We start from the raw sequence: 18,962 nt of genomic DNA on the forward strand, positions 1-18,962 counted from the left end.
GCCCGCGCGTCAGGTGCGGTCGGCGAACGCCTCGATCAGGCGTGCGGCGGGTTCGGAGTCGCTGATGAGGGTGCCGTGCCCGTGGTCGGGGATCACGGAGAGCTCCGCGCCGGGGATGGCGTCGAGGATGACCTGACACCAGCTCATCGGGGCCAGCGGGTCGTCTTCCCCGCGCAGCACGAGCACGGGGCAGTGGATGCGGCGGAAGGCCTTCTCGGGCTGATGCACGATGGTCGCCCGCATCTTGCGGATCAGGTGCGGACCGCCGCGGAGGTACTCGCGCGCGCCGCGCCAGATGACGAGCGGCCGCTCGCCCACGAGGTCCTGCAGCAGGTAGCGCGCCTGGGCCCCGATGTTGCGCGCGGCCTTGTCGACCGTCGGTCCCGCGAGCACCACCCCGGCCACGAGCTCGGGGTGCCGGGCGGCGAGCTCGGCCGCGATCTGGCTGCCCATCGAGTGCCCGATCACCACCACGGGTTCCGCGTCGACGTGGCGCAGATACGCGGCGACCAGGTCGGCGTGGCGCTGCATGGTGAGGGTGCGCGTGGGCTCGGGCGCTTCGCCGAACCCGGGGAGGTCGAGCGCGATCACGCGTCCGTTCAGCCGCTGGGTGAGGTCGAGGTACACGCTGCGGCCCATGCCGATGCCGTGCAGCAGCAGGTAGGTGTGCGGCCCCTCGCCGAAGCTCTCCGCGATGAGGGTCGCGCCGCCGTGCTCGAACTCCAGCAGCGTCGCGGTCGTCCCCTTCGGGGCGAGATAACTGGAGGGCACCGGTCCACGCTAGCCGAGGAACCTCTGCGGGTCTCTCAGCCGGCGGGGGCCAGGATCAGGGTGTCGCGCGCGGACCGGTCGACCGCGCCCGGTGTGAACGCCCAGGGGCGCTGCACGCCCGAGGCCCAGTCCTCCGTCTGGTCGACGTAGTGCTCGTGGTAGGCGTGACCGGAGGCACCCGTCAGATGGATCCACGTGGAGGCGTCGAGGTCGTCGAGGTCGACCACCATCCGCATGGAGGGCACGGTCGTGGTGGCGTACGACTCGCCGATGGTCCAGCCGGTCGCGTCCACCACCGATGCGCCGCCGCCGACCGGGTAGGGTCCGCGGTTGAACAGTGCCTCGATCGGGGCGATTCCGGACGAGCCGAACGTGCCGCTGCGGAGCGTGATGGCGTGCAGGTCGCCCCAGTTCCAGCGCGTCGTGTCGGTGCCCTGCAGCGCGGCGAGCTCGTCGTACGCCTCCTCGGCCGACCGGGCCAGCATCTGGGGCATGCCGTCGACGTCGATGCGGTCGTTGCGCCACAGCGGGTCGGACGGGTCTTCGAGCAGGTCGCCGACCACCGTGAACAGCCGTCCCTGGCCGTCGGTGGGCAGGGGCACGGCGCGCTCGGCGAAGAGGTTCTGCACGAGGCGCGACCACAGCACGTTCGCGTACGCGGCGGCCGCGGAGGTCTTGTCGTTCTGCGCGTCCCACGTGCGGAGCAGCTCGACGGCCGTCCGCGGTCCGGTACCGTCCACCTCGACGTCGCCCATGGCGCTGACCAGCTGCTTGCCGATCCACATCTCGCCGTCCATCTGGATGTCGCGCAGGTCCTGCGCGGTCAGCGGCGCGGCGGCCGCGCGGCGCTCGATCAGGTGGGCGATGCGGGCAGCGCGGTACCCCTGGTCCCAGTCGCGCGACAGGAAGTACTCGTAGTCGTCGGTGACGATCGCGTTGTTCGCGGTCACGATGTAGCCGGACGCGGGGTTGTACGCCACGGGCAGCTCCTCGAACGGGATGTAGCCGGTCCAGTCGTAGCCGCTGTCCCACCCGGGCTGCGGCATCCAGCCGTCGCCGGCCCCGCGGATGGGGAGCCGCCCCGGCGTCTGGTAGCCGATGTTGCCGTCGACGTCGGCGTAGATGAGGTTCTGCGCCGGAACGTCGAACAGGGCGGCGGCGGCGCGGAAGTCGTCGAAGTCCTGCGCGGTGGAGAGGGCGAAGATCGCGGTCGCGGTGGTGCCGGGGTCGAGGGCCGTCCAGCGCAGGCTCAGGGCGTATTCGGCGGCGTCGCTTCCCGGTGGAGCGGGGGCGGTGCCCTCGGCCCGGAGCGCGGGGTCCGGCGCGTCGGCGATCGCGGTGAAGTCGTCGGTGAGGCCGGAGATGATGGGGCCGTGCACGGTGGAGCGGATCGTGAGCTCGATGTCGTCGCCACCAGCGACCGCGATGGTCTCGGTGGTCTCCTCGAGCGGCACGAGCGCGCCGTCGCGCCAGTACGCGTCGCCCTCGATGCGCTCGACGTACAGGTCGGTCACGTCGGTGGTGAGGTTGGTGAAGCCCCATGCGACGCGCTGGTTGTGGCCGATCACGATGCCCGGGAGACCGGAGAACGAGAAGCCCCCCACGTCGAACGGGCAGTCGGCGTCGACCGTCGAGCACTTCAGCTGCACCTGGTACCAGACCGAGGGCAGGGAGGCGCCGAGGTGCGGGTCGTTCGCCAGCAGCGGCATGCCCGACGCGGTCAGCTCTCCCGAGACGACCCAGGAGTTGGAGCCGATGCCCTCGCCGGCGTCTCCGACCAGGACGCTCGCGGCTTCGATCACGTTCGCCGTCTCCTGCCACTCGATCGTGGTGACGGCCTGCTGCACCTCGCCGTCCTTCGACGGCAGGGTGAACGCGGCGGCGTCTGCGGTGGTGTCGAGCGGCTCCACCGTGGAGATCTGCGGCACGATCACCGGGTTCCGGTCGAACGGGTAGGAGGGGTACAGCTTCGCGAGCAGGGCGTGCGTGTCCTCCGGGTCGCCGCCGTCGGCGAGGGCGCCCGCGAGCAGCGCGCGCTCCGTCTCATCCTCGACGTTGGTGCGGAGGTCCCAGGCCATGGCCTTGAGCCACGCGACGGAGTCGGCCGGCTCCCACGGCTCCGGTTCGTAGTCGGGGTTCTGCAGGCCCAGCACCGCGTACTCGAGCGACAGCTCCGCTCCGGACCGGGACGACAGGTAGGCGTTCACACCGTCGGCGTACGCCTCGTAGTAGCCGCGGGTCGTGTCGTCCATCGCCTCGACCTCGGCCTCGGCGACCGTGCGCCAGCCGAGCGTGCGCAGGAACGCATCGGTGCCGGCCTGGGACGCGCCGAACAGCTCGGCCACGCGGCCCGACGTCACGTGCCGGCGGAAGTCCATCTCGAAGAAGCGGTCCTGCGCGTGCACGAACCCCTGCGCGAAGAACAGGTCTTCCGAGGAGTCGGCGGTGATGGTCGGGATCCCGCTCGCGTCGCGCTGCACGGTCACCTCGGCGGCGAGGCCGTCCAGCCGCAGGGTGCCCGAGGTCTGCGGGAACGAGCGCTGGATGGTCCATGTCACGAAGAACGCCGCGGCCACCGCGATCACCACGATCGCGGCGACGACGAGGAACGCGATGCGCCCGATGCGGACACCGAGCGACGGGCGGGAGGGTGCGGGTGACACCGGCGAAACGGTCATCATCGTCGAGAACTCTTTCGGGTCGCGGTTGGGACTCAGTCCCACCGAGCCCCGGTGCGCGTTTCAGGGCCGCGCTCTCGCATCCTAGCCCGCCCGCGCTCGTCGCGGCACGTCCCGCGGCGAGCGACCGCGTCAGCCGATCAGGCTGGGCTGCAGATCGCGCAGCGTGCGGCGGTGCGTCATGCGCGTCACCCCGATCGCCGCGAGCACGAGGGCACCGACGAGCCACAGCGCGAGCACGGCCAGATCCCACCCGGCGCGGGCGTAGTCGCCGCCGTACATCAGCTGCCGCATCGCGTCGACCACGTAGCCGAGCGGCAGCACGTGGTGCAGTGCGGCGAGCGGGGTGGGCAGCGTCTGCCAGGGGAACGTGCCGCCCGCGGTGACCAGCTGCAGCACCATGAGCACGAGGCCGAGGAACTGTCCGACCGAGCCCAGCCAGACGTTCAGCGCCAGGATGATCGCCGCGAACGTGGCAGAAGCGAACATCAACACCCCGAGCGTGCCGAGGGGGTGGTCGAACGTGAAGCCGAGCGTGAGCGCCAGGATGCCCATGAGCCCGAGCATCTGCACGGCGCCGAGCATGGCGGGTGTGAGCCAGCCGGCGAGCGTGATGCGCACGGGGGAGTGCAGGGCGGTGACGGCGCGGCGCGAGATGGGCTTCACGATGAGGAACAGCGCGTAGATGCCGATCCAGGCCGACAGTGCCGCGAAGAAGGGGGCCAGTCCGGCGCCGTAGTCCTCCGCGGACGCCACCTTGTCGCTCGACACCTTCACGGGGTCGGCGATGGTGTCGGCCTGCTGGCTGCGAAGCTCCGGGGTGGACTCCGGGATCTGCTGCACCCCGTCGGCCAGGCCGTCGCGGAGTTCGACGGTGCCGGACGAGAGGGTGGCGAGACCGTCGCGCAGCTGGGCGGCGCCGGCGTTCGCGGAGGCGGCGCCGGTCGCGACCGTCCCCGCGCCGCTCGCGAGGTCGGTGGCGCCGGAGGCGAGGGCGGCGGCGCCGGCCGCGAGCTGGTCGACCTTGCCGACCGCGGCCTGCACCTGCGCATTGCCCTCCTCCAGGCGGGTGCCGAGCGGGTCGAGCCGCGCCAGCACCCGGTCGATCTCCTCGGGGGTGAGGCCCTGGTCGGCGAGGGCCGTGGCGATGTCGGAGCGCACCTGCGGCAGGGCGGCGGTGGCCTCCTGCACGGCGGCGCCCGCACGGTCGGCCACGTCGGCGAGCTGGCGGTTGCCCGCGCTGACCTGCTGCGCGCCGTTCGCGAGGGTCTGGGCGCCGCTCGCGAGCTGCGCCGTGCCGTCGGCGAGCTGGGCGGTGCCGTCGGCGAGGGCGGAGCTCCCCGACGCGGCGGTTCCGGCGCCGTCGGCGAGCTGGCTCGCGCCGTCGGTCGCCGACACGAGGCTGTCGCGGATGTCGCTCAGCCCGGTGAGCAGCCGTTCGGCGGCCTCGCTGCCGACCATCTCGGCGACGGAGCTGCGGATCTTCTCGACCGCCTGCGTGCCCATGGAGGAGGCGAGGTAGTTGTTGGCGTCGTTGGTCTCCAGCTCAATGCGCGCCTGGTGCGGGTCGGTGCCCGCGGCCGAGGTGAGGGCGGCGGAGAAGTCCGACGGGATGGTGACGGTGAAGTCGACCGTGCCGTGGCGCAGTGCGTCGGCGGCCTCGTCCGCGGTCATCCGCTGCCAGTCGAACGCGTTGCCGTCGAGGAGGTTCTCGGCCACCTCCTCGCCGTAGTTCACGGTCTCGCCGGTCGCGGACTCCGTGCCCGTCGTGGGGGCGGGGGCGCCCTCGTCGTCGACCACGAGGGCCACGGGCACCTCGGGGAACTTGGCGTACGGGTCCTGGTTGGCCCACAGGTACAGGCCGCCGTAGAGGATGGGCACGCAGACCAGGGCGACCAGGGCGAGGATGCCCATCCGGCTGGCGGTGAGACGCCGGAGCTCGGCGGCGATCATGGACGGGACCTTCATCGCGCGTCTCCTCTCTCTTCGGCCTCGGGTTCGGGTTCGGGTTCGGGTGCTGGCTCGGGTGCAGGTGCCGGCTCGGGTTCGGGTTCGGGTGCTGGCTCGGGTGCGGGTACCGGCTCGGGTGCTGGCTCGGGTGCGGGTGCGGGCTCGGGTGCGGCGAGGACCAGCGGCTCGACGGGGCCGGAGGCGTTGACGGCGTCGAGCTCGTGCATGCGCTCGAGGGCCACGGCGGCCGAGCCCCCGACGATCACGAGCATCGCGTAGCCGCGGTCGGCGAACTCGCCCGCGATGCGCCACCAGCCGTCCGGGCTTCCGCCGTGGCGGTCGGGGGCGACGAGCACGATGCCCTCCACACCGCGCCGCAGGACTGCGAGCTCGCACAGCAGGCGCACGCGCGCGGCGGGGTCGATGTTCCCGATGGGGACCGACGCGAGCTCCTCGAACCCGAGTCGCGCGAGCCAGCGCCGCGCGTGCAGCGGGGTGGCACCGGCCCCGGCGAACATCAGCTCCTCGCCCACGACCCCCGCGAGCGTGATGTCGGGGTGGGGGTCGCTGACGTCGGGGGCGTCGACGAGGGCGACGCGGTGGCGCAGGTCTTTGGCGTCGCTCGCCCCGTCGATGCTCACCCGCCCGCTGTCGGGGCGCATGCGCCCGCTCGCGATGAGGCCGAGCACGGTGGGCCGTTGCTCGGTCTCGGCGAGGGCGTAGCGCACGGCCCCCGTGTGGAACTCCAGACTCGTGACCGGGAGCGCCTGGCCGTTGCGGCCCTTGCTCACCTCGTGCAGGGCGATTCTCATGCGCGGACCTCCTGCCCGGTCGCGGCGAGCTCCGGGTGGTCGGAGAGCAGCTCGTCGACCTCACGCCACGACAGCCCGGCGATGCTCAGGACCGCGCGCACGGCGAGGTCGCCCGTGGCGGGGTCGGCGGCCTCGGTGCGCGAGACGACGGTGCGGGCGATCTCTTCGATGAGCCGCGCCAGCGTCGGTCCGCTCAGGTCGGTGCGGAAGCTGCCGGCGTCCTGCCCCGACCGCACCAGGGCCGCCAGGGTGTCGCGAAGCGGGGAGAGCGCCGCGGCCGTGTGGGTGACGTGCGCCTCGTCGAGGGCGAGGGCCGCGGCGACCTGCACGTGCACGGCCTCCCGCCACAGCAGGGAGGCGAGGCGGGCGAGGGCGACGCGGGGGTCGGCGTCGTCGACCGAGGCGGCGATGGCGTTGAAGCGCTGCGCGCCGCTGGAGACGAGTTCGCGGATCAGTGCCTCGCGGTCGTCGAAGTGGCCGTAGAGCGTGCGGCGCGACAGGCCGGCGCTGCGGGCGATGGCGTCGATCGAGGCGTGCGGGTCCAGGGCGAGGGCGGCGCGGGCGGCGGCGAGGATGCCGGCGCGGTTCTCCACGGCGTCGCGGCGGGGGGCACGGGTGGTCATGCATCCAGGATACTTTTCATGCACAAGCTTGTGCAAGATAGTTCTCGGATGCTGGTCGCTACGGCCGCGCTGACATGTCGGTCCTTCCCATTTCAACTGTGTTATGTTACGCGTTGCGCTCGGGCGCGGATTCAGGGGGGCCCTGTGGATCGGAGCGAATCCGACGGCAGCGGTGTCCGAGGAGGCGGGGGGAACCGCCATGACGGAGAGGGGTGCGGTGTGCCTGGGATGGACAGTCCGCTGGAGCGGCGGACGATGAGCGACGACGTGTACGACCGATTGCGCGAAGCGATCGTGACGGGCGAGCTGCGACCGGGGGAGCGGCTGCGGGATCACGAGCTCGCCGACGCTCTCGGGACCTCGAAGACGCCCGTGCGGCATGCGCTCGACCGCCTTGCCGAGCTGGGCCTCGTGGACATGCAGCGCAATCGTTTCACCCGGGTCGCTCCGATCGACCTCGACGACGTGCGCGACGCGATCGCCCTGTTCGGCGACGTCTGGATCGGCTCGGTGCGACACGCCACCCCGCTCATGGGCGACGACGACGTGACCTATCTGTCGGAGCTGCTGGAGGACATGACGTCTGCCGTGGATGCGTCCGACGTCGCCGCGTTCAGCGCCGCCCTGCGCACGATCGCGGTGGCGTACGCGCGCATCGAGGGAAACGCCACGCGCTCGAACGTGATCGAGTTCCTCGGCCCGCAGATCCGTCGCTTCAGCGCGCAGGCGAGAGGCGACTTCGACTTCGCGGCACTCCGCTCGGCCACCGCCGGGATCGGTCTCGCCATGACGCAGCGCGACGCGGTCGGCACGCGCGCCGCTCTCATCACCCTGTTCGACACCGTGCTCCCTGCGGTCATCGACCGCGCCGAGGAGCGCAGCCGCCACGTGGACGTGCCGCCGGCCGACGCCTGACACGACGAAGGGGCGCTCCACGTGGAGCGCCCCTTCGTCGTGACCGTGCTCAGTCGGTGCCGGAGTCGAAGGCCGCGCGCTCCGATGCCGTGTCCACCGCGTCGGCCAGCGTCTCGTCGGCCTCGGAGACCGAACCCTCGACGGCGCCCGTGATCTCGGCGGACTCGCCCGCGGTTACGCGACCGACGAGCTCGCCCGTGGCGCCGCCGACGAGGCCGAGTCCCGCGTACTGCTCGAGGCGTGCGCGCGAGTCGGCGATGTCGAGGTTGCGCATCGTGAGCTGACCGATGCGGTCGACCGGACCGAACGCGGCGTCGCCGACGCGCTCCATCGACAGCTTCTCCGGGCCGTACGACAGGTTCGGCGACACCGTGTCGAGGATCGTCCAGTCGTCGCCGCGGCGCAGGCGGATCGTGACCGTGCCGGAGATCGTCGAGCCGACCCAGCGCTGGATGGACTCGCGCAGCATGAGCGACTGCGGCTCGAGCCAGCGGCCCTCGTACATGAGGCGGCCGAGGCGGCGGCCCTGCTCGTGGTAGGTCGCGAGGGTGTCCTCGTTGAGGATGCCGTTGACCAGGCGCTCGTACGCGATGAAGAGCAGCGCCATGGCCGGGGCCTCGTAGATGCCGCGCGACTTCGCCTCGATGATGCGGTTCTCGATCTGGTCGCTCATGCCCAGGCCGTGACGTCCGCCGATCGCGTTCGCCTCCATCACGAGCGCCACCGGGTCGGCGAACTCGACGCCGTTGATCGCGACGGGACGGCCGCCCTCGAACGTGACCGACACGTCCTCGGACTCGATCGCGACGGACGGGTCCCAGAACTTCACGCCCATGATCGGGTCGACGGTCTCCAGCGACACGTCCAGGTGCTCCAGCGTCTTCGCCTCGTGCGTCGCGCCCCAGATGTTCGCGTCGGTCGAGTACGCCTTCTCGGCGGAGTCGCGGTACGGGAAGTCGTGGGCGACGAGCCAGTCGCTCATCTCCTTGCGTCCGCCGAGCTCGGTCACGAAGTCGGCGTCGAGCCACGGCTTGTAGATGCGCAGACGCGGGTTGGCCAGCAGGCCGTAGCGGTAGAACCGCTCGATGTCGTTGCCCTTGTAGGTGGAGCCGTCGCCCCAGATGTCGACGCCGTCCTCGCGCATCGCGCGCACCAGGAGCGTGCCCGTCACGGCGCGGCCCAGGGGCGTGGTGTTGAAGTAGGTCTTGCCGCCGGAGCGGATGTGGAACGCGCCGCACGACAGCGCGACGAAGCCCTCCTCGACCAGCGCGGTCTTGCAGTCGATCAGCCGGGAGGCCTCGGCGCCGTACTCCAGCGCGCGGCCGGGGATCGATGCGATGTCGTCTTCGTCGTACTGCCCCAGGTCGCCCGTGTAGGTGAACGGCACCGCACCCTTGTCGCGCATCCAGGCGACGGCGACGGAGGTGTCGAGTCCTCCGGAGAAGGCGATGCCGACGCGCTCGCCGACGGGCAGGGACTGGAGGACCTTGGACATGCCTTCCAGTCTATCGGCGGGCGGCGTGTCGCCTTTCCGTGCGTCAGATCAGGCGTACCTGCACGCCGAGTGCCGCGTAGGTGCCCAGCGCCCGCCCGCGGATGGCGTCGAGCGCATCGCCGTGCGCCGGGTTCTGGTCGTGGACGGCCATGCCGGGGCTTGGCGTCCGAAGTCGTCTTCCCGTGCCAGAGTGGGGCCGGAGGTGCGTATGGGTGGAGCGATCCTGTGGGGAGCCGTCGCCGCGGCGCCGCTGTTCGTCGGTGCGGTCCTGGCCCTGCTGCGCACCTGGCCGCCGCGCTGGCTCGGCATCGTGCTCGGCTTCGGCGCGGGCGCCCTCATGGCCTCCATCGCGTTCGAGCTGTGGGAGGAGGGGCTGGACCGCGGCGGACCGCTCCCTCTCGTGGCCGGTGTCGCGCTCGGCGCCCTCAGCTACTATGTCGCCGCCCGCATCCTCGACGCCCGCGCCGCCCGCACGAAGGGGCAGGCCGGGGGCGGGCAGCTCGCCGTCGGCGCTCTGCTGGACGGCATCCCCGAGCAGCTCGTGCTCGGCATCGGTCTGGCCTCGGGGGAGCCGGTGAGCATCGCGCTCGTGGTCGCCATCCTGGTGTCGAACCTGCCGGAGTCGATCGGGTCCGCCGCCGACCTGCTCGACGGCGGGATGGCGAAGTCGCGCGTGCTGCTGCTGTGGCTGGGGGTCGCGGTGGCGTGCGCCGCCGCCACGGTCGCCGGGTTCGCCCTCGCCAGTGTGACCGGCGACGTGTTCCGCTCCGGGGCGAGCGGCTTCGCGGCCGGCGCGCTGCTGGTCATGCTCGTCGACTCGATGGTGCCCGAGGCGCAGTCCAAGGCCAAGGAGTCGACGGGGCTCGCGACCGTGCTCGGCTTCGCGCTCGCCGCGGGGCTCGCCTTCGCGTCCTGACGCGGGGTCAGACCTTCGGGGTGCGGCTGTCGCGCTGCACGCTGCGGCCCGACATCGTCTCGATGTGCAGCAGCAGGGCCAGGTCGCGGTCCTCTCCGGCCCACGGGTGCACGCGGGCCGAGATGCCGGCCGCATCCTCCTCGGGCGCGCGCGACAGGGTGCCGTGCATCAGCACGCTCCACGCCGTGGCGCCCAGCGGGTCGTGATAGTCGACCTCGAACGCGACCGCCGCCGGCACCGTCGTCACGGCGGCCAGCAGCCCCTCCGCCGAGGTGCGCAACAGGATGTCGCGGCCGGACAGGGCGTAGTTGACCGGGTGGATGTGCACGCGGCCGTCGTGCAGGAAGCCGATGCGGCCGACCGTGGTGGTGGTCAGCAGTTCGTAGGACTGATCGGGCTCGAGCTCTCGGATCATGCGGATGCTCCCTCCGTCTGGCGCCAGTGTAGCCAGCGGCCGGTGGATGTTCGAGGGCCATCGCCCGGACCGGACGAGGCTCCTTCGTTCGGCGCGGCTTCGTTCAGCCCGGCCAGGCGCGCAACTCGGCCGTGAGCTGCGCGAAGTACTCGGGTGGACCGGCCTCGGCGAACCACAGCCAGAGCTCCGCGACGTGGATCGGGAACCACGCCCGCACCGCCGCGGGGTCGGCACCGTAGCCCTCGATCAACGCATCGGCCGAGCGGGGATCCTTGCGCGCGGCGCCCCATGCCGCGCGGGACAGCTCGCGCACCGGATCGCCCGCGTGCGCGGCCTCCCAGTCCACGACACCGGTGATGCGGCCGTCCGCCGCGAGCACGTTGCCGTCGGTCCAGTCCCCGTGGCAGAAGACGACGCCGGCCGAGGGCGGGATCGCCAGGGGAAGGGCAGGACCGTCGGCGGCGCGGTACCGGGCGATGATCGCGGCGTCGTCGGGCGCGGGCGGCAGGTCCTCCGGGGCGACGAGGTCGTGCAGCCGCCGGAGGAGGACGGCCGACGCCCGCAGTGCGGCGAGCCGCGTGTCCGCATCACCCTCGTCCAGCCGGGCGCCGGGCAGCTCGGTCATCAGGATCACTCCGGCGCGCTCCTCCACGACCTGTGGCACCGGCAGCCCCGAATCCGCGAGGGCACGCAGCGCGCGCACCTCGGTGTCGTGACGCGCCGGGTCGGACAACCGCTTCTCGACCAGCCGGCGCCCGTCGCGCTCGACCAGTCGCACCGTCCCGACCGCACCCTGCCGCATCCCGCCATCCTCGCAGCACCCCGACGGAGCCGACCGGTGGCGGCGCGGATGCTGCTCGCCCTCGCCGGCTGAGGTCACTCGAAGCCGGGGTAGTCCTGCAGCTTCTCCTGGAACTCGGCACGGTCTGCCTCGCTCAGCACGGCGCTCGCGATCACCACGAGCTGCAGGCCCTCCAGTGGCTCGCCGGTGCGGGCGCTCTGCGCCTCCCGCGAGGTGCGGAAACCGCCGTCGACGTCGTTCGACAGGTCGTAGATGTTGGCGTAGAACCGCAGCGGATCCGGGTAGTTCTCGGTGTAGTACTCCCAGGTGGTCTGCGTGCGCGGGTCGTCGCTGCCGTAGAGCTTCGCGATCATCGACGGGTCGATGCCCGAGTTCGCCGGGTCGTTGAACGCGTACAGATCCCACAGCCCGTGGTCGAGCACGACCTCGTTCACCACCCGCATGACCTCGAGCTTGCGGTCGTAGTCCTGCACCGGCTCGTTCGTCGCCCACGCGGCCGTCGTGAACTCGTACAGCATCGACTCGCCGCCGTAGCCGTTGCGCTCAGGCCGCAGGTCTTCCGCGCCCACCGGCGTCCACGTGTAGCCGAACTCGTCCGTGAGCCGGGCGCGCACATCCGCGAACAGCTCGTCGGCCGTGGCCCGCACCTCCTCCAGCGACTGCTGCGACAGCGCCTGCTGGGGGTCGGTGCCCTTGATGCCCGGATACCCCTCCGCGTGCCGCTGCTCCGCGGTCTTCACGCCCTCGTAGTCGCCCGAGGCGGACGTGCGCAGGGCGCTCAGCGCGCCGACGGTCGCCACGTTCAGCAGCACCGTCACCACCAGGGCGATCGCGCCGAGCCGTCGTGCACCCGGGGAGAACAGCGCCGCGACCACGACGCCGAGCACCACCAGCTGCAGGGTGAGGAACGTGACCCCGTACAGCAGGTCGGTGCCGCCGGCGGCCAGCACCCCGAGCAGGGTCAGGGAGAACAGTATCGCCGCGACGAGGGCGATCCAGCCGAACGCGGAGCCCGGGGTGCGCTTCTCGTCGACCGGTGCCGCGGGCAGCGGCGGAGGTGTGAGGTCGGGCTGGCGCCGCTTGGCCCCCGCATACCCGCCGGGGGGTGGGACGGGCGGCGCGCCCTCGGCCCCGCCCACGTAGCGGGCGCGCTGACGCTCGTTGTCGCTCACCATGGCTTGTCCGTTCCCGAGCCGCCCGGATCGTCGCCCTGCTGCTGGTCGCGCTCCTGCGTGCCCTGGTTGAGCTTGTCCTGGAGGTCTTGCAGCTTGTCGTCGGACGGCTGCGGCTGCTCCTCCTGCCCCTGCTCCTCGGGCTCCTGCGGCTGCTGCTCCTGTTCCTGCTCCTGCTGCTTTTGCTTGAGCCGGTCCTCCGCGCCGTCGAGGGTGTCGGACATGTCGCGCTGCGGGTCGGGCGACTGCTGCTGCGCCTCCTCGCTGCGGCACTCCTCCGGCGTCTCCACCGTGAGGGTGAGGGCCTCGCCGTAGAGCTCCGCGGCCGCGGCACCGTCGCCGTCCGCCCTGGCCGCATCGCCCATCCGCTCCACGACCAGCGCGAGGTTGATGCGCACCGCGCACACCTCCAGTCCAGTGGCGAGGTCGAGCGCCCGCTCCAGCTCCGCTCTGGCCGCCGGCAGCTCCTCCGCACCGGCGAGGGCGGTGCCGATGTTGTACGGCGCCTTGTACGGCTCGAACCAGTTCAGGAACTCCTGGCCGTGGGCGGCGGACTCCGACCCGGCGAAGTCGTCGACCACGTACGACGTGATCGACTGGTGCGCGAACGCGTACATGCTGAGGATCTTGCCCACCACGAGCAGTGCGGCGAGGGTGAGCGGCAGCGTGCCGATGGCCACCCAGCGGCGGATGCGGCGGCGGCGTCGGTGGGACCGCAGCAGCGCGGCGGCCGTGTCGTCGTGCGCGGTCATGCGCCGCCTCCGTCTCTCGCGGGTGCGGGGTCGACGGAGTCGCCGCGGCGGGCGGGTGCGAGTCCCCGAAGCCGCGCGATGAGCGTGGTCGCCCGCAGCAGCTCGACCCCGAGGAGCGCGAGCAGCACGAGCGCCGCGATCCAGTACAGCTCTGTGACGTTGCCGACCTCGCCCGATTCGGCGTAGCTGGTCGTCGTCGACGGCGCCTCCGGCAGCACGGGCTCGGTGTCGGCGGTGCGGTGCTGGTACTCCACGCCCAGCTGCTCGGCCACGGTCTGCAGGTTCTGCTCGTCGATCACCGACAGCGCGTCCGAGCCCTCGTACTGGATGTACTCGCCCTCGCCGCCGCTCACGCCACCGCTCGTCACCCGCATCGGACCGCCCTCCGCGGTGCCGTAGCCGAACACCGCCCCCGCATCCGTGTACTTCGCGCTCTTGTCGAACGACTCGGGCGTGGTGCCCGTGGTCTGCTCGCCGTCGCCGAGGTAGAACACCATGCGCGACCGGTCCGGCGAGGCCTCGGCGGCGGAGCGCAGCGTGTCCTCCAGCAGCCCGGCGGCGACCCCGATCGAACTGCCGCGCGACTGGCTGGTGACCTCGGGGCGCAGCACGTCGAGCGAACCGATCAGCGCGGTGGTGTCGGTGGTCAGCGGCATCCGCAGCTGGGCGGACGCGTCGGAGGTGATCAGGGCGAACCGTGCGCCCGGGTACTGCGCGACCAGCTCGCGCACGTCGGCGCGCACCCCGTCGAGCCGCGGAGAGCCCTCGTCCCAGTCCTCCGCGACGATGCTGGCGGTGGTGTCGACCACCAGCACGATGTCGGTGTCGGTCGCGAGGGTCTGGGTCGCGCCGCCGGGGATGCCAGGGCGCAGCAGCATCGCGAAGCACGCGAGCACCATCAGCAGTCGCAGGGCCCACAGTGAGCGGTGCGCGGCGATCGCACGGCGGTCGGTCACGCGCTCGCCGCCGGCCCGGGGTGCGCGCACCAGCATCCACACCGCGGCGGCGGCCACGGCACCGCACAGCAGCACCACGAGGATAAGGGGGAGGACGGGCTGGAAGATCACAGTCGCACCCTCCACGCCAGCAGCACGAAGCCGAGCGCCACGACCGACAGCACCGCGATCCACAGGTTCGGGGCGTCGGTCCACACCACCTGCGCCTCACCGCGCAGCGCCGTCGCGTCCTGCTCCTGCACCTGGTCGACGATGTCCGACACGGTCGTGGTGTCGCGCAGACCGAAGGCCGCGCCGCCGGTGGCCTCGGCGGCGGCGGTCAGCTCGGCGCTCACCGCGGCGTCCTTGCCCTCGACCGGGTTGATCGCGAAAACCCGCACGCCGTTCGACGCGGCGTACGCCGCCGCCTCCTGCAGCGTCACGATCGAGGCGCCGTTCACCTCGTTGTCCGTCGCGAAGATCACCGACCGCGACCGGTCGTCGTCGGGATGGTCGAAGCCCATCGCGCACGCCGCCAGGCCGTCGCCGATCAGCGAGGCGCCGTCGCCGTTGAGGGTCCCGACCCAGTGCTCGGGGATGCGGTCGACGTAGTCGAAGCTCGACACCATGCTCGTCAGGTGCTCGCGGATGAAGTCGTAGTCGTCGGTCAGGGGGAAGATCTGCACGGGCGAGCTGTTGAAGATCGTCAGCCCGATGCGCTCGCCCTCGAAGCCGTCCAGCAGCTCCTCGAACACCGACAGCACCTCGACGTCGACCTCGCTCATCGACCCCGACACGTCGAGGCACAGCATGATGTCGCGGCTGCTGTTGACCGGCTGGATGGTCTGCGCGGCCATGGGTCGCGCGGCCACCACGCCGGCCACGAGCGCCGCGACCGCGCCGAGCGCCAGGATCCCCGACAGCGCCAGCACCCGCCGTGACAGCGCCTGGCGGAACGACGGCAGCGTGCGCAGCCGTTCGGCTCGCGCGACCCGCGCGGTGTCACCGGCCGCACGACCGCCCCGCCGCCGCAACCCCAGCACGAGCCCGACCGCGACCGCCACCACCACGACGGCCGCGGCGAGGATCAGCATCCACACGTTCGCTAGTGCCATGCGCGCACCACCGTCCTGGCGGCCGCGGCCCCCGCCACGGGGTCGATCGCCGGACCCTGCCGGAAGATGCTCGGGTAGTAGTGCCGGCCCATCGCGTCGATCAGGGCCGGGTTCACGCCACGGGCGACCAGGTCGTCGAGCGCGAGCACGGGCGCCTCCAGGCCGCTGTACTCGTTCACGAACGCGCGCACCACGCGGCTGAGCTCGAGGTTGGCCTGCCGCGCCGACAGCCGGCGCCCGAGGTAGTCGTTCTCCACGGCCTGGATGCGGTCGAGGTACTCCGTGCGCAGCACCGACAGCACGTCGAGCGTCGAGGGCGTCGCGCCCGTGGCGGCCGGGGCCGGGGTGCGCGGGGGTCGCGTGAGCACGATCAGCAGCCACGCGCCGAGCACCAGCAGCGCCAGGATGCCGAGCGCGAGCAGCATCCAGCCCCAGCCGTACTGCGCCGGCGGGTAGAGCTCGTCAGAGCCGGGCATTCGACCTCCGGTTCAGCAGCCGCAGCAGCTGCGGCACGGCGTCGTCCTGTCCGTCGAGCGCGGCGTGGCTGATCTCCATGCGGGTGAGGAGGTCGGCGAGGCGGGCGGCGTCGGCATCGCGCTGCGCCGTGAGCTCCTGCACGATGCCGCGGTCGCCCTGCACGAAGTCGGGCACCTGCCACCGGCTGTCCACGTCGACGCGCAGCCGCCCGGTGCGGTGGTCGAGCACGGGGTCGGCGTCGCGCAGCGTGAGCCACAGCACGTCGTGCTGCACGCGCAGCCTCCGCAGCAGTCGCTCGGTCTCGGAGGTGACCGGGGCCTCGTCGGTGAGCACGACCACGATCATGCGGCGGGCGACGGTGCGGGTGACGAACGACAGCAGCGCGTCGCGGTCGCTCGGGGCCGCCGCGTCGTCCACCGCGCGATCGAGTGTGCGCAGGGCGTGCTCGAGGGCGCCCTCGCTGCGACCGGGAGCCAGGCGGCGCACCCTGGACGCATCGCCGTAGACCACGGTGAAGTCGTCGCCGTGGCGCAGCGTGAGCACGCCGAGGGCTCCGGTGGCCAGGATCGCGAGCTCCTTCTTCGAGCGCTCGTCGGCGGCCAGGGCGGCCATCGAGCGACCGGTGTCGACCACGAACATCACGGTGTGCATGCGCGTGGCCCGCGACCGCTTCACCAGCGGCGTGCCCAGCCGGGCGGTCGCGCGCCAGTCGATGTCGCGCACCTGATCGCCGTACTCGTACTTGCGCAGGTCCTCGAAGTCGAGGCTCCGTCCGTGCAGCAGCGACGCGTAGGCGCCGTCGAGCGCGTGCAGGGACTTGCGCGACGAGTGGATGAAGAGCTTGCTCTTCACCTGGGTGATCAGGCTGGCCATGGCGGTGCGTCAGGGCGTGGGGACCGAGGCGAAGATCTGGTCGATGATCTCCTCGCTGCGGATGCCCTCGGCGTCGGCCTCGAACGTCAGGAGCACGCGGTGGCGCAGCACGAGGTGCCGGAGGGCGCGGATGTCCTCCGGCAGCACGTGCGCGCGTCCGTTCAGGAGGGCGAGGGCCCGCGACGCCTGCAGGAACGCGATGCTCGCGCGGGGGCTGGCGCCGTACTTGATGTAGCGGGCGCGCTCCTCGCCGATGTACGGCGCCGGATTCCGGGTGACGTAGGCGAGCGACACGATGTAGTTGCGGATCGCGGGGTCGACGTAGATGCGGCTCGCGACGTCTTGCAGCAGGTGCACGTCGTCGAGCGTGACGGCGCTGGACACGTGCCGGTCGGGGTCGAGCACGCCGGAGTCGATGCGGCTGAGGATCTCGAACTCGTCGGCGGGGCTCGGGTACTCGACGATCTCCTTCAGCAGGAACCGGTCCATCTGCGCCTCGGGCAGCTCGTAGGTGCCCTCCTGCTCGATGGGGTTCTGCGTCGCGATCACCAGGAACGGCTTCGGCAGCGGGTGGATCTCGCCGCCGATCGTGGTCTGGTGCTCCTGCATCGCCTCGAGCATCGCGCTCTGGGTCTTGGCGCTGGAGCGGTTGATCTCGTCGAGCAGCACGAAGTTGGCGTGCACGGGGCCGAGCACGGTGCGGAACGTGCCGGTCGCGGCGTCGTAGATCTGGTTGCCCGTGATGTCGCTGGGCAGCAGGTCGGGCGTGCACTGGATGCGCTTGAACTGCGCCTTCACGGTGTCGGCCAGGGTGCTCGCGGCGGTGGTCTTCGCGAGACCCGGCACGCTCTCCAGCAGGATGTGGCCGCCCGCGATGAGCGAGACGAGCAGGCTGGTGCGCAGGCGCTCCTGGCCGACCATCTTCGCCGAGTACGCGTCGGAGATGGTCTTCAGCACGCCGGTGGCGCGGGCCATCTCGGCCTCGGTGGGTGCGGGCTTCTCGCCGGGCGCGGGCGTCGGAGCCGGGGTGGCGGCGGGCGAGGTCGCGGCGGAGGGAGCGGGCGGGGGCGGGGGTGCGGAGATCGTCGGCGGAGTCTGCGCGTCGGGCTCGGTCATCGGTCGGTTCGTCTCCCTCGTTCACACGCGGGACCACGTCGTGCCCCTCCGCCGACCAGCGTAATCGCAACGACGGGACGCGCGCCCGCCGAACAGGGCGGCGTCGGCCTCGGGGAACCCGCGGATCAGCGGGCGCGGCGCCAGCGCAGGCGCGTGATGAGCACCCCGAGCAGGCACAGGGCGCCACCGACGAACATGAGCGGCGTCGGCACCTCGCCCAGGATCATCCACGACATCAGGATCGCGAGCGCCGGGACGACGTAGGTCGTGGCGGAGGTCTTGCCCGCGGTACTGCGCTGCAGCACGTACGCCCAGGTGGTGAATGCGATCGCCGTGGGGAACACGCCCAGGTACACCACCCACAGGGTCGCGTCGAGGGGCGCGGACTGCACGTCGGCCACGAGCGGACCGATCCACGGCAGCAGGGCGACCGTGCCCGCGGCCGCGCCGAGCCACGTGAGCGTGGTCGCGTCGGCACCCCCGCTCAGCAGGTGCTTCTGCAGCAGCGTGCATCCGGCGTACATGACCGCGGCCAGCAGAGCGAGCAGGAGCCCGGTGATGTCCGGACCGGTGCTGCTCGTGGAGTTCATGCCGATCAGCACCACGCCGAGGAACGCGATGGGTGCGCCGATGATCAGCGGGCGAGGGAAGCCCTCCCGCAGGAACAGTCCGCTGAACACCACCACCATGAGCGGAGCCAGATTGACCACCATCGCCGCCGTCCCCGCGTCGAGCGTGCGCTCCGCGCTGTTCAGGGCCAGGTTGTACACGCAGAACCAGCCGACGCCCCACAGCACGATGAGCAGCCACTGCCGCCGGTCGGGGAGGCGGATGCCGTGGCGGAGCGCGATCACCGTCAGCGCGAGCGTGCCGACGGCCATGCGCAGTAGCGCGAGCGCACCGGGGTCGTAGTGCGGGCCCGCTCCGCGGATGCCGATGAACGCCGAGGCCCACAGCACCACCGTGACCACGGCGGCGAGGAGGACGAGCACGCCCTGACGGCGGCCGGGCGCGCGCTGCTCGACCGTGGGCTCTGGCGTGGGGGTGTGCGGCACCGTCCGATCCTCCCACCGGCCTCCGACAGCGGGCGATCCTCGGGAGCGACAGCCGTCGTCGCTTTCCCGCCAGGCCGCCGGTGGGGCACT

18 protein-coding genes are annotated in these 18,962 nt (G+C 72.1%); 2 read left to right on the forward strand and 16 right to left on the reverse strand.

Annotated features, from left to right (window positions below; all coding sequences use genetic code 11):
* Positions 1-9 precede the first annotated feature (9 nt).
* The 5 genes from ACWGQ1_RS00185 to ACWGQ1_RS00205 form a co-directional block, all read right to left on the reverse strand.
* Positions 10-771 (reverse strand): alpha/beta fold hydrolase, encoded by a 762-nt coding sequence (locus ACWGQ1_RS00185; RefSeq protein WP_136033106.1) that lies wholly within the window; start codon positions 769-771, stop codon positions 10-12.
* A 35-nt stretch (positions 772-806) separates the two neighbouring features.
* Complete coding sequence (locus ACWGQ1_RS00190; RefSeq protein ID WP_452312223.1) at positions 807-3,449, reverse strand: penicillin acylase family protein; 2,643 nt, start codon at positions 3,447-3,449, stop codon at positions 807-809.
* 132 nt (positions 3,450-3,581) lie between these two features.
* Entirely contained in the window at positions 3,582-5,417 is a 1,836-nt protein-coding gene (locus ACWGQ1_RS00195) for a YhgE/Pip family protein (protein ID WP_206252104.1), read from the reverse strand.
* Positions 5,414-6,211: a hypothetical protein gene (locus tag ACWGQ1_RS00200; RefSeq protein WP_452312112.1), complete on the reverse strand. Its 798-nt coding sequence runs from the start codon at positions 6,209-6,211 to the stop codon at positions 5,414-5,416. The genes ACWGQ1_RS00195 and ACWGQ1_RS00200 overlap by 4 nt, the downstream gene beginning before the upstream one ends.
* Positions 6,208-6,834, reverse strand: coding sequence for a TetR/AcrR family transcriptional regulator (locus tag ACWGQ1_RS00205; protein ID WP_136029645.1), 627 nt, complete (start codon positions 6,832-6,834; stop codon positions 6,208-6,210). The genes ACWGQ1_RS00200 and ACWGQ1_RS00205 overlap by 4 nt, the downstream gene beginning before the upstream one ends.
* 255 nt (positions 6,835-7,089) lie before the next feature.
* On the opposite strand from ACWGQ1_RS00205, the gene ACWGQ1_RS00210 reads away from it, so the two are divergent.
* The gene (locus ACWGQ1_RS00210; protein ID WP_136029643.1) at positions 7,090-7,749 is read left to right on the forward strand and encodes a GntR family transcriptional regulator; all 660 of its coding nucleotides are present in this window, start codon (positions 7,090-7,092) and stop codon (positions 7,747-7,749) included.
* 49 nt (positions 7,750-7,798) lie between these two features.
* On the opposite strand, the gene argG is transcribed toward ACWGQ1_RS00210, so the two are convergent.
* Positions 7,799-9,244 carry an argininosuccinate synthase gene (argG, locus tag ACWGQ1_RS00215; protein WP_136029641.1) on the reverse strand — a complete coding sequence of 482 codons (1,446 nt, stop codon included), beginning with the start codon at positions 9,242-9,244 and terminating at the stop codon, positions 7,799-7,801.
* Between the two features lie 208 nt (positions 9,245-9,452).
* Here argG and ACWGQ1_RS00220 point away from each other — a divergent pair, with 208 nt between their 5' ends.
* Positions 9,453-10,160, forward strand: a complete 708-nt coding sequence (locus ACWGQ1_RS00220; RefSeq protein WP_136029639.1) for a ZIP family metal transporter — start codon at positions 9,453-9,455, stop codon at positions 10,158-10,160.
* A 7-nt stretch (positions 10,161-10,167) separates the two neighbouring features.
* Here ACWGQ1_RS00220 and ACWGQ1_RS00225 read toward each other — a convergent pair whose 3' ends face one another.
* The 10 genes from ACWGQ1_RS00225 to ACWGQ1_RS00270 form a co-directional block, all read right to left on the reverse strand.
* Positions 10,168-10,575: a pyridoxamine 5'-phosphate oxidase family protein gene (locus tag ACWGQ1_RS00225; protein WP_136029637.1), complete on the reverse strand. Its 408-nt coding sequence runs from the start codon at positions 10,573-10,575 to the stop codon at positions 10,168-10,170.
* A gap of 103 nt (positions 10,576-10,678) precedes the next feature.
* The gene (locus tag ACWGQ1_RS00230; RefSeq protein ID WP_452312113.1) at positions 10,679-11,377 is read right to left on the reverse strand and encodes a phosphotransferase; all 699 of its coding nucleotides are present in this window, start codon (positions 11,375-11,377) and stop codon (positions 10,679-10,681) included.
* Between the two features lie 74 nt (positions 11,378-11,451).
* Positions 11,452-12,552, reverse strand: a complete 1,101-nt coding sequence (locus ACWGQ1_RS00235) for a hypothetical protein (RefSeq protein ID WP_136037459.1) — start codon at positions 12,550-12,552, stop codon at positions 11,452-11,454.
* A complete protein-coding gene (locus ACWGQ1_RS00240; protein ID WP_452312114.1) occupies positions 12,546-13,301 on the reverse strand; it encodes a hypothetical protein in 756 nt (251 codons plus the stop codon). The genes ACWGQ1_RS00235 and ACWGQ1_RS00240 overlap by 7 nt, the downstream gene beginning before the upstream one ends.
* The gene (locus ACWGQ1_RS00245) at positions 13,298-14,368 is read right to left on the reverse strand and encodes a VWA domain-containing protein (RefSeq protein WP_452312115.1); all 1,071 of its coding nucleotides are present in this window, start codon (positions 14,366-14,368) and stop codon (positions 13,298-13,300) included. Before ACWGQ1_RS00245 ends, ACWGQ1_RS00240 begins: the two co-directional genes overlap by 4 nt.
* Positions 14,365-15,351 (reverse strand): VWA domain-containing protein, encoded by a 987-nt coding sequence (locus ACWGQ1_RS00250; protein ID WP_206252094.1) that lies wholly within the window; start codon positions 15,349-15,351, stop codon positions 14,365-14,367. The genes ACWGQ1_RS00245 and ACWGQ1_RS00250 overlap by 4 nt, the downstream gene beginning before the upstream one ends.
* Positions 15,342-15,827: a hypothetical protein gene (locus tag ACWGQ1_RS00255; protein ID WP_136045857.1), complete on the reverse strand. Its 486-nt coding sequence runs from the start codon at positions 15,825-15,827 to the stop codon at positions 15,342-15,344. Before ACWGQ1_RS00255 ends, ACWGQ1_RS00250 begins: the two co-directional genes overlap by 10 nt.
* On the reverse strand, positions 15,814-16,701 hold the full coding sequence (locus ACWGQ1_RS00260) for a DUF58 domain-containing protein (RefSeq protein WP_136030824.1): 888 nt from the start codon (positions 16,699-16,701) through the stop codon (positions 15,814-15,816). The genes ACWGQ1_RS00255 and ACWGQ1_RS00260 overlap by 14 nt, the downstream gene beginning before the upstream one ends.
* Before the next feature lie 9 nt (positions 16,702-16,710).
* Complete coding sequence (locus ACWGQ1_RS00265; protein WP_205812810.1) at positions 16,711-17,817, reverse strand: AAA family ATPase; 1,107 nt, start codon at positions 17,815-17,817, stop codon at positions 16,711-16,713.
* A gap of 125 nt (positions 17,818-17,942) precedes the next feature.
* Complete coding sequence (locus tag ACWGQ1_RS00270; protein WP_452312116.1) at positions 17,943-18,872, reverse strand: EamA family transporter; 930 nt, start codon at positions 18,870-18,872, stop codon at positions 17,943-17,945.
* Between the last annotated feature and the right edge of the window lie 90 nt (positions 18,873-18,962).

This window comes from Microbacterium sp. NPDC055599, from assembly GCF_053618975.1.

Bases quoted from the DNA above. Each gene is read 5' to 3' on its own strand.
- ACWGQ1_RS00255 (WP_136045857.1), bottom strand. From the start codon at position 15,827: ATGCCCGGCTCTGACGAGCTCTACCCGCCGGCGCAGTACGGCTGGGGC.
- ACWGQ1_RS00200 (WP_452312112.1), bottom strand. From the start codon at position 6,211: ATGAGAATCGCCCTGCACGAGGTGAGCAAGGGCCGCAACGGCCAGGCG.
- ACWGQ1_RS00220 (WP_136029639.1), top strand. From the start codon at position 9,453: ATGGGTGGAGCGATCCTGTGGGGAGCCGTCGCCGCGGCGCCGCTGTTC.
- ACWGQ1_RS00235 (WP_136037459.1), bottom strand. From the start codon at position 12,552: ATGGTGAGCGACAACGAGCGTCAGCGCGCCCGCTACGTGGGCGGGGCC.
- argG (WP_136029641.1), bottom strand. From the start codon at position 9,244: ATGTCCAAGGTCCTCCAGTCCCTGCCCGTCGGCGAGCGCGTCGGCATC.
- ACWGQ1_RS00210 (WP_136029643.1), top strand. From the start codon at position 7,090: ATGAGCGACGACGTGTACGACCGATTGCGCGAAGCGATCGTGACGGGC.
- ACWGQ1_RS00240 (WP_452312114.1), bottom strand. From the start codon at position 13,301: ATGACCGCGCACGACGACACGGCCGCCGCGCTGCTGCGGTCCCACCGA.
- ACWGQ1_RS00195 (WP_206252104.1), bottom strand. From the start codon at position 5,417: ATGAAGGTCCCGTCCATGATCGCCGCCGAGCTCCGGCGTCTCACCGCC.
- ACWGQ1_RS00260 (WP_136030824.1), bottom strand. From the start codon at position 16,701: ATGGCCAGCCTGATCACCCAGGTGAAGAGCAAGCTCTTCATCCACTCG.
- ACWGQ1_RS00230 (WP_452312113.1), bottom strand. From the start codon at position 11,377: ATGCGGCAGGGTGCGGTCGGGACGGTGCGACTGGTCGAGCGCGACGGG.
- ACWGQ1_RS00190 (WP_452312223.1), bottom strand. From the start codon at position 3,449: ATGACCGTTTCGCCGGTGTCACCCGCACCCTCCCGCCCGTCGCTCGGT.
- ACWGQ1_RS00225 (WP_136029637.1), bottom strand. From the start codon at position 10,575: ATGATCCGAGAGCTCGAGCCCGATCAGTCCTACGAACTGCTGACCACC.
- ACWGQ1_RS00265 (WP_205812810.1), bottom strand. From the start codon at position 17,817: ATGACCGAGCCCGACGCGCAGACTCCGCCGACGATCTCCGCACCCCCG.
- ACWGQ1_RS00205 (WP_136029645.1), bottom strand. From the start codon at position 6,834: ATGACCACCCGTGCCCCCCGCCGCGACGCCGTGGAGAACCGCGCCGGC.
- ACWGQ1_RS00250 (WP_206252094.1), bottom strand. From the start codon at position 15,351: ATGGCACTAGCGAACGTGTGGATGCTGATCCTCGCCGCGGCCGTCGTG.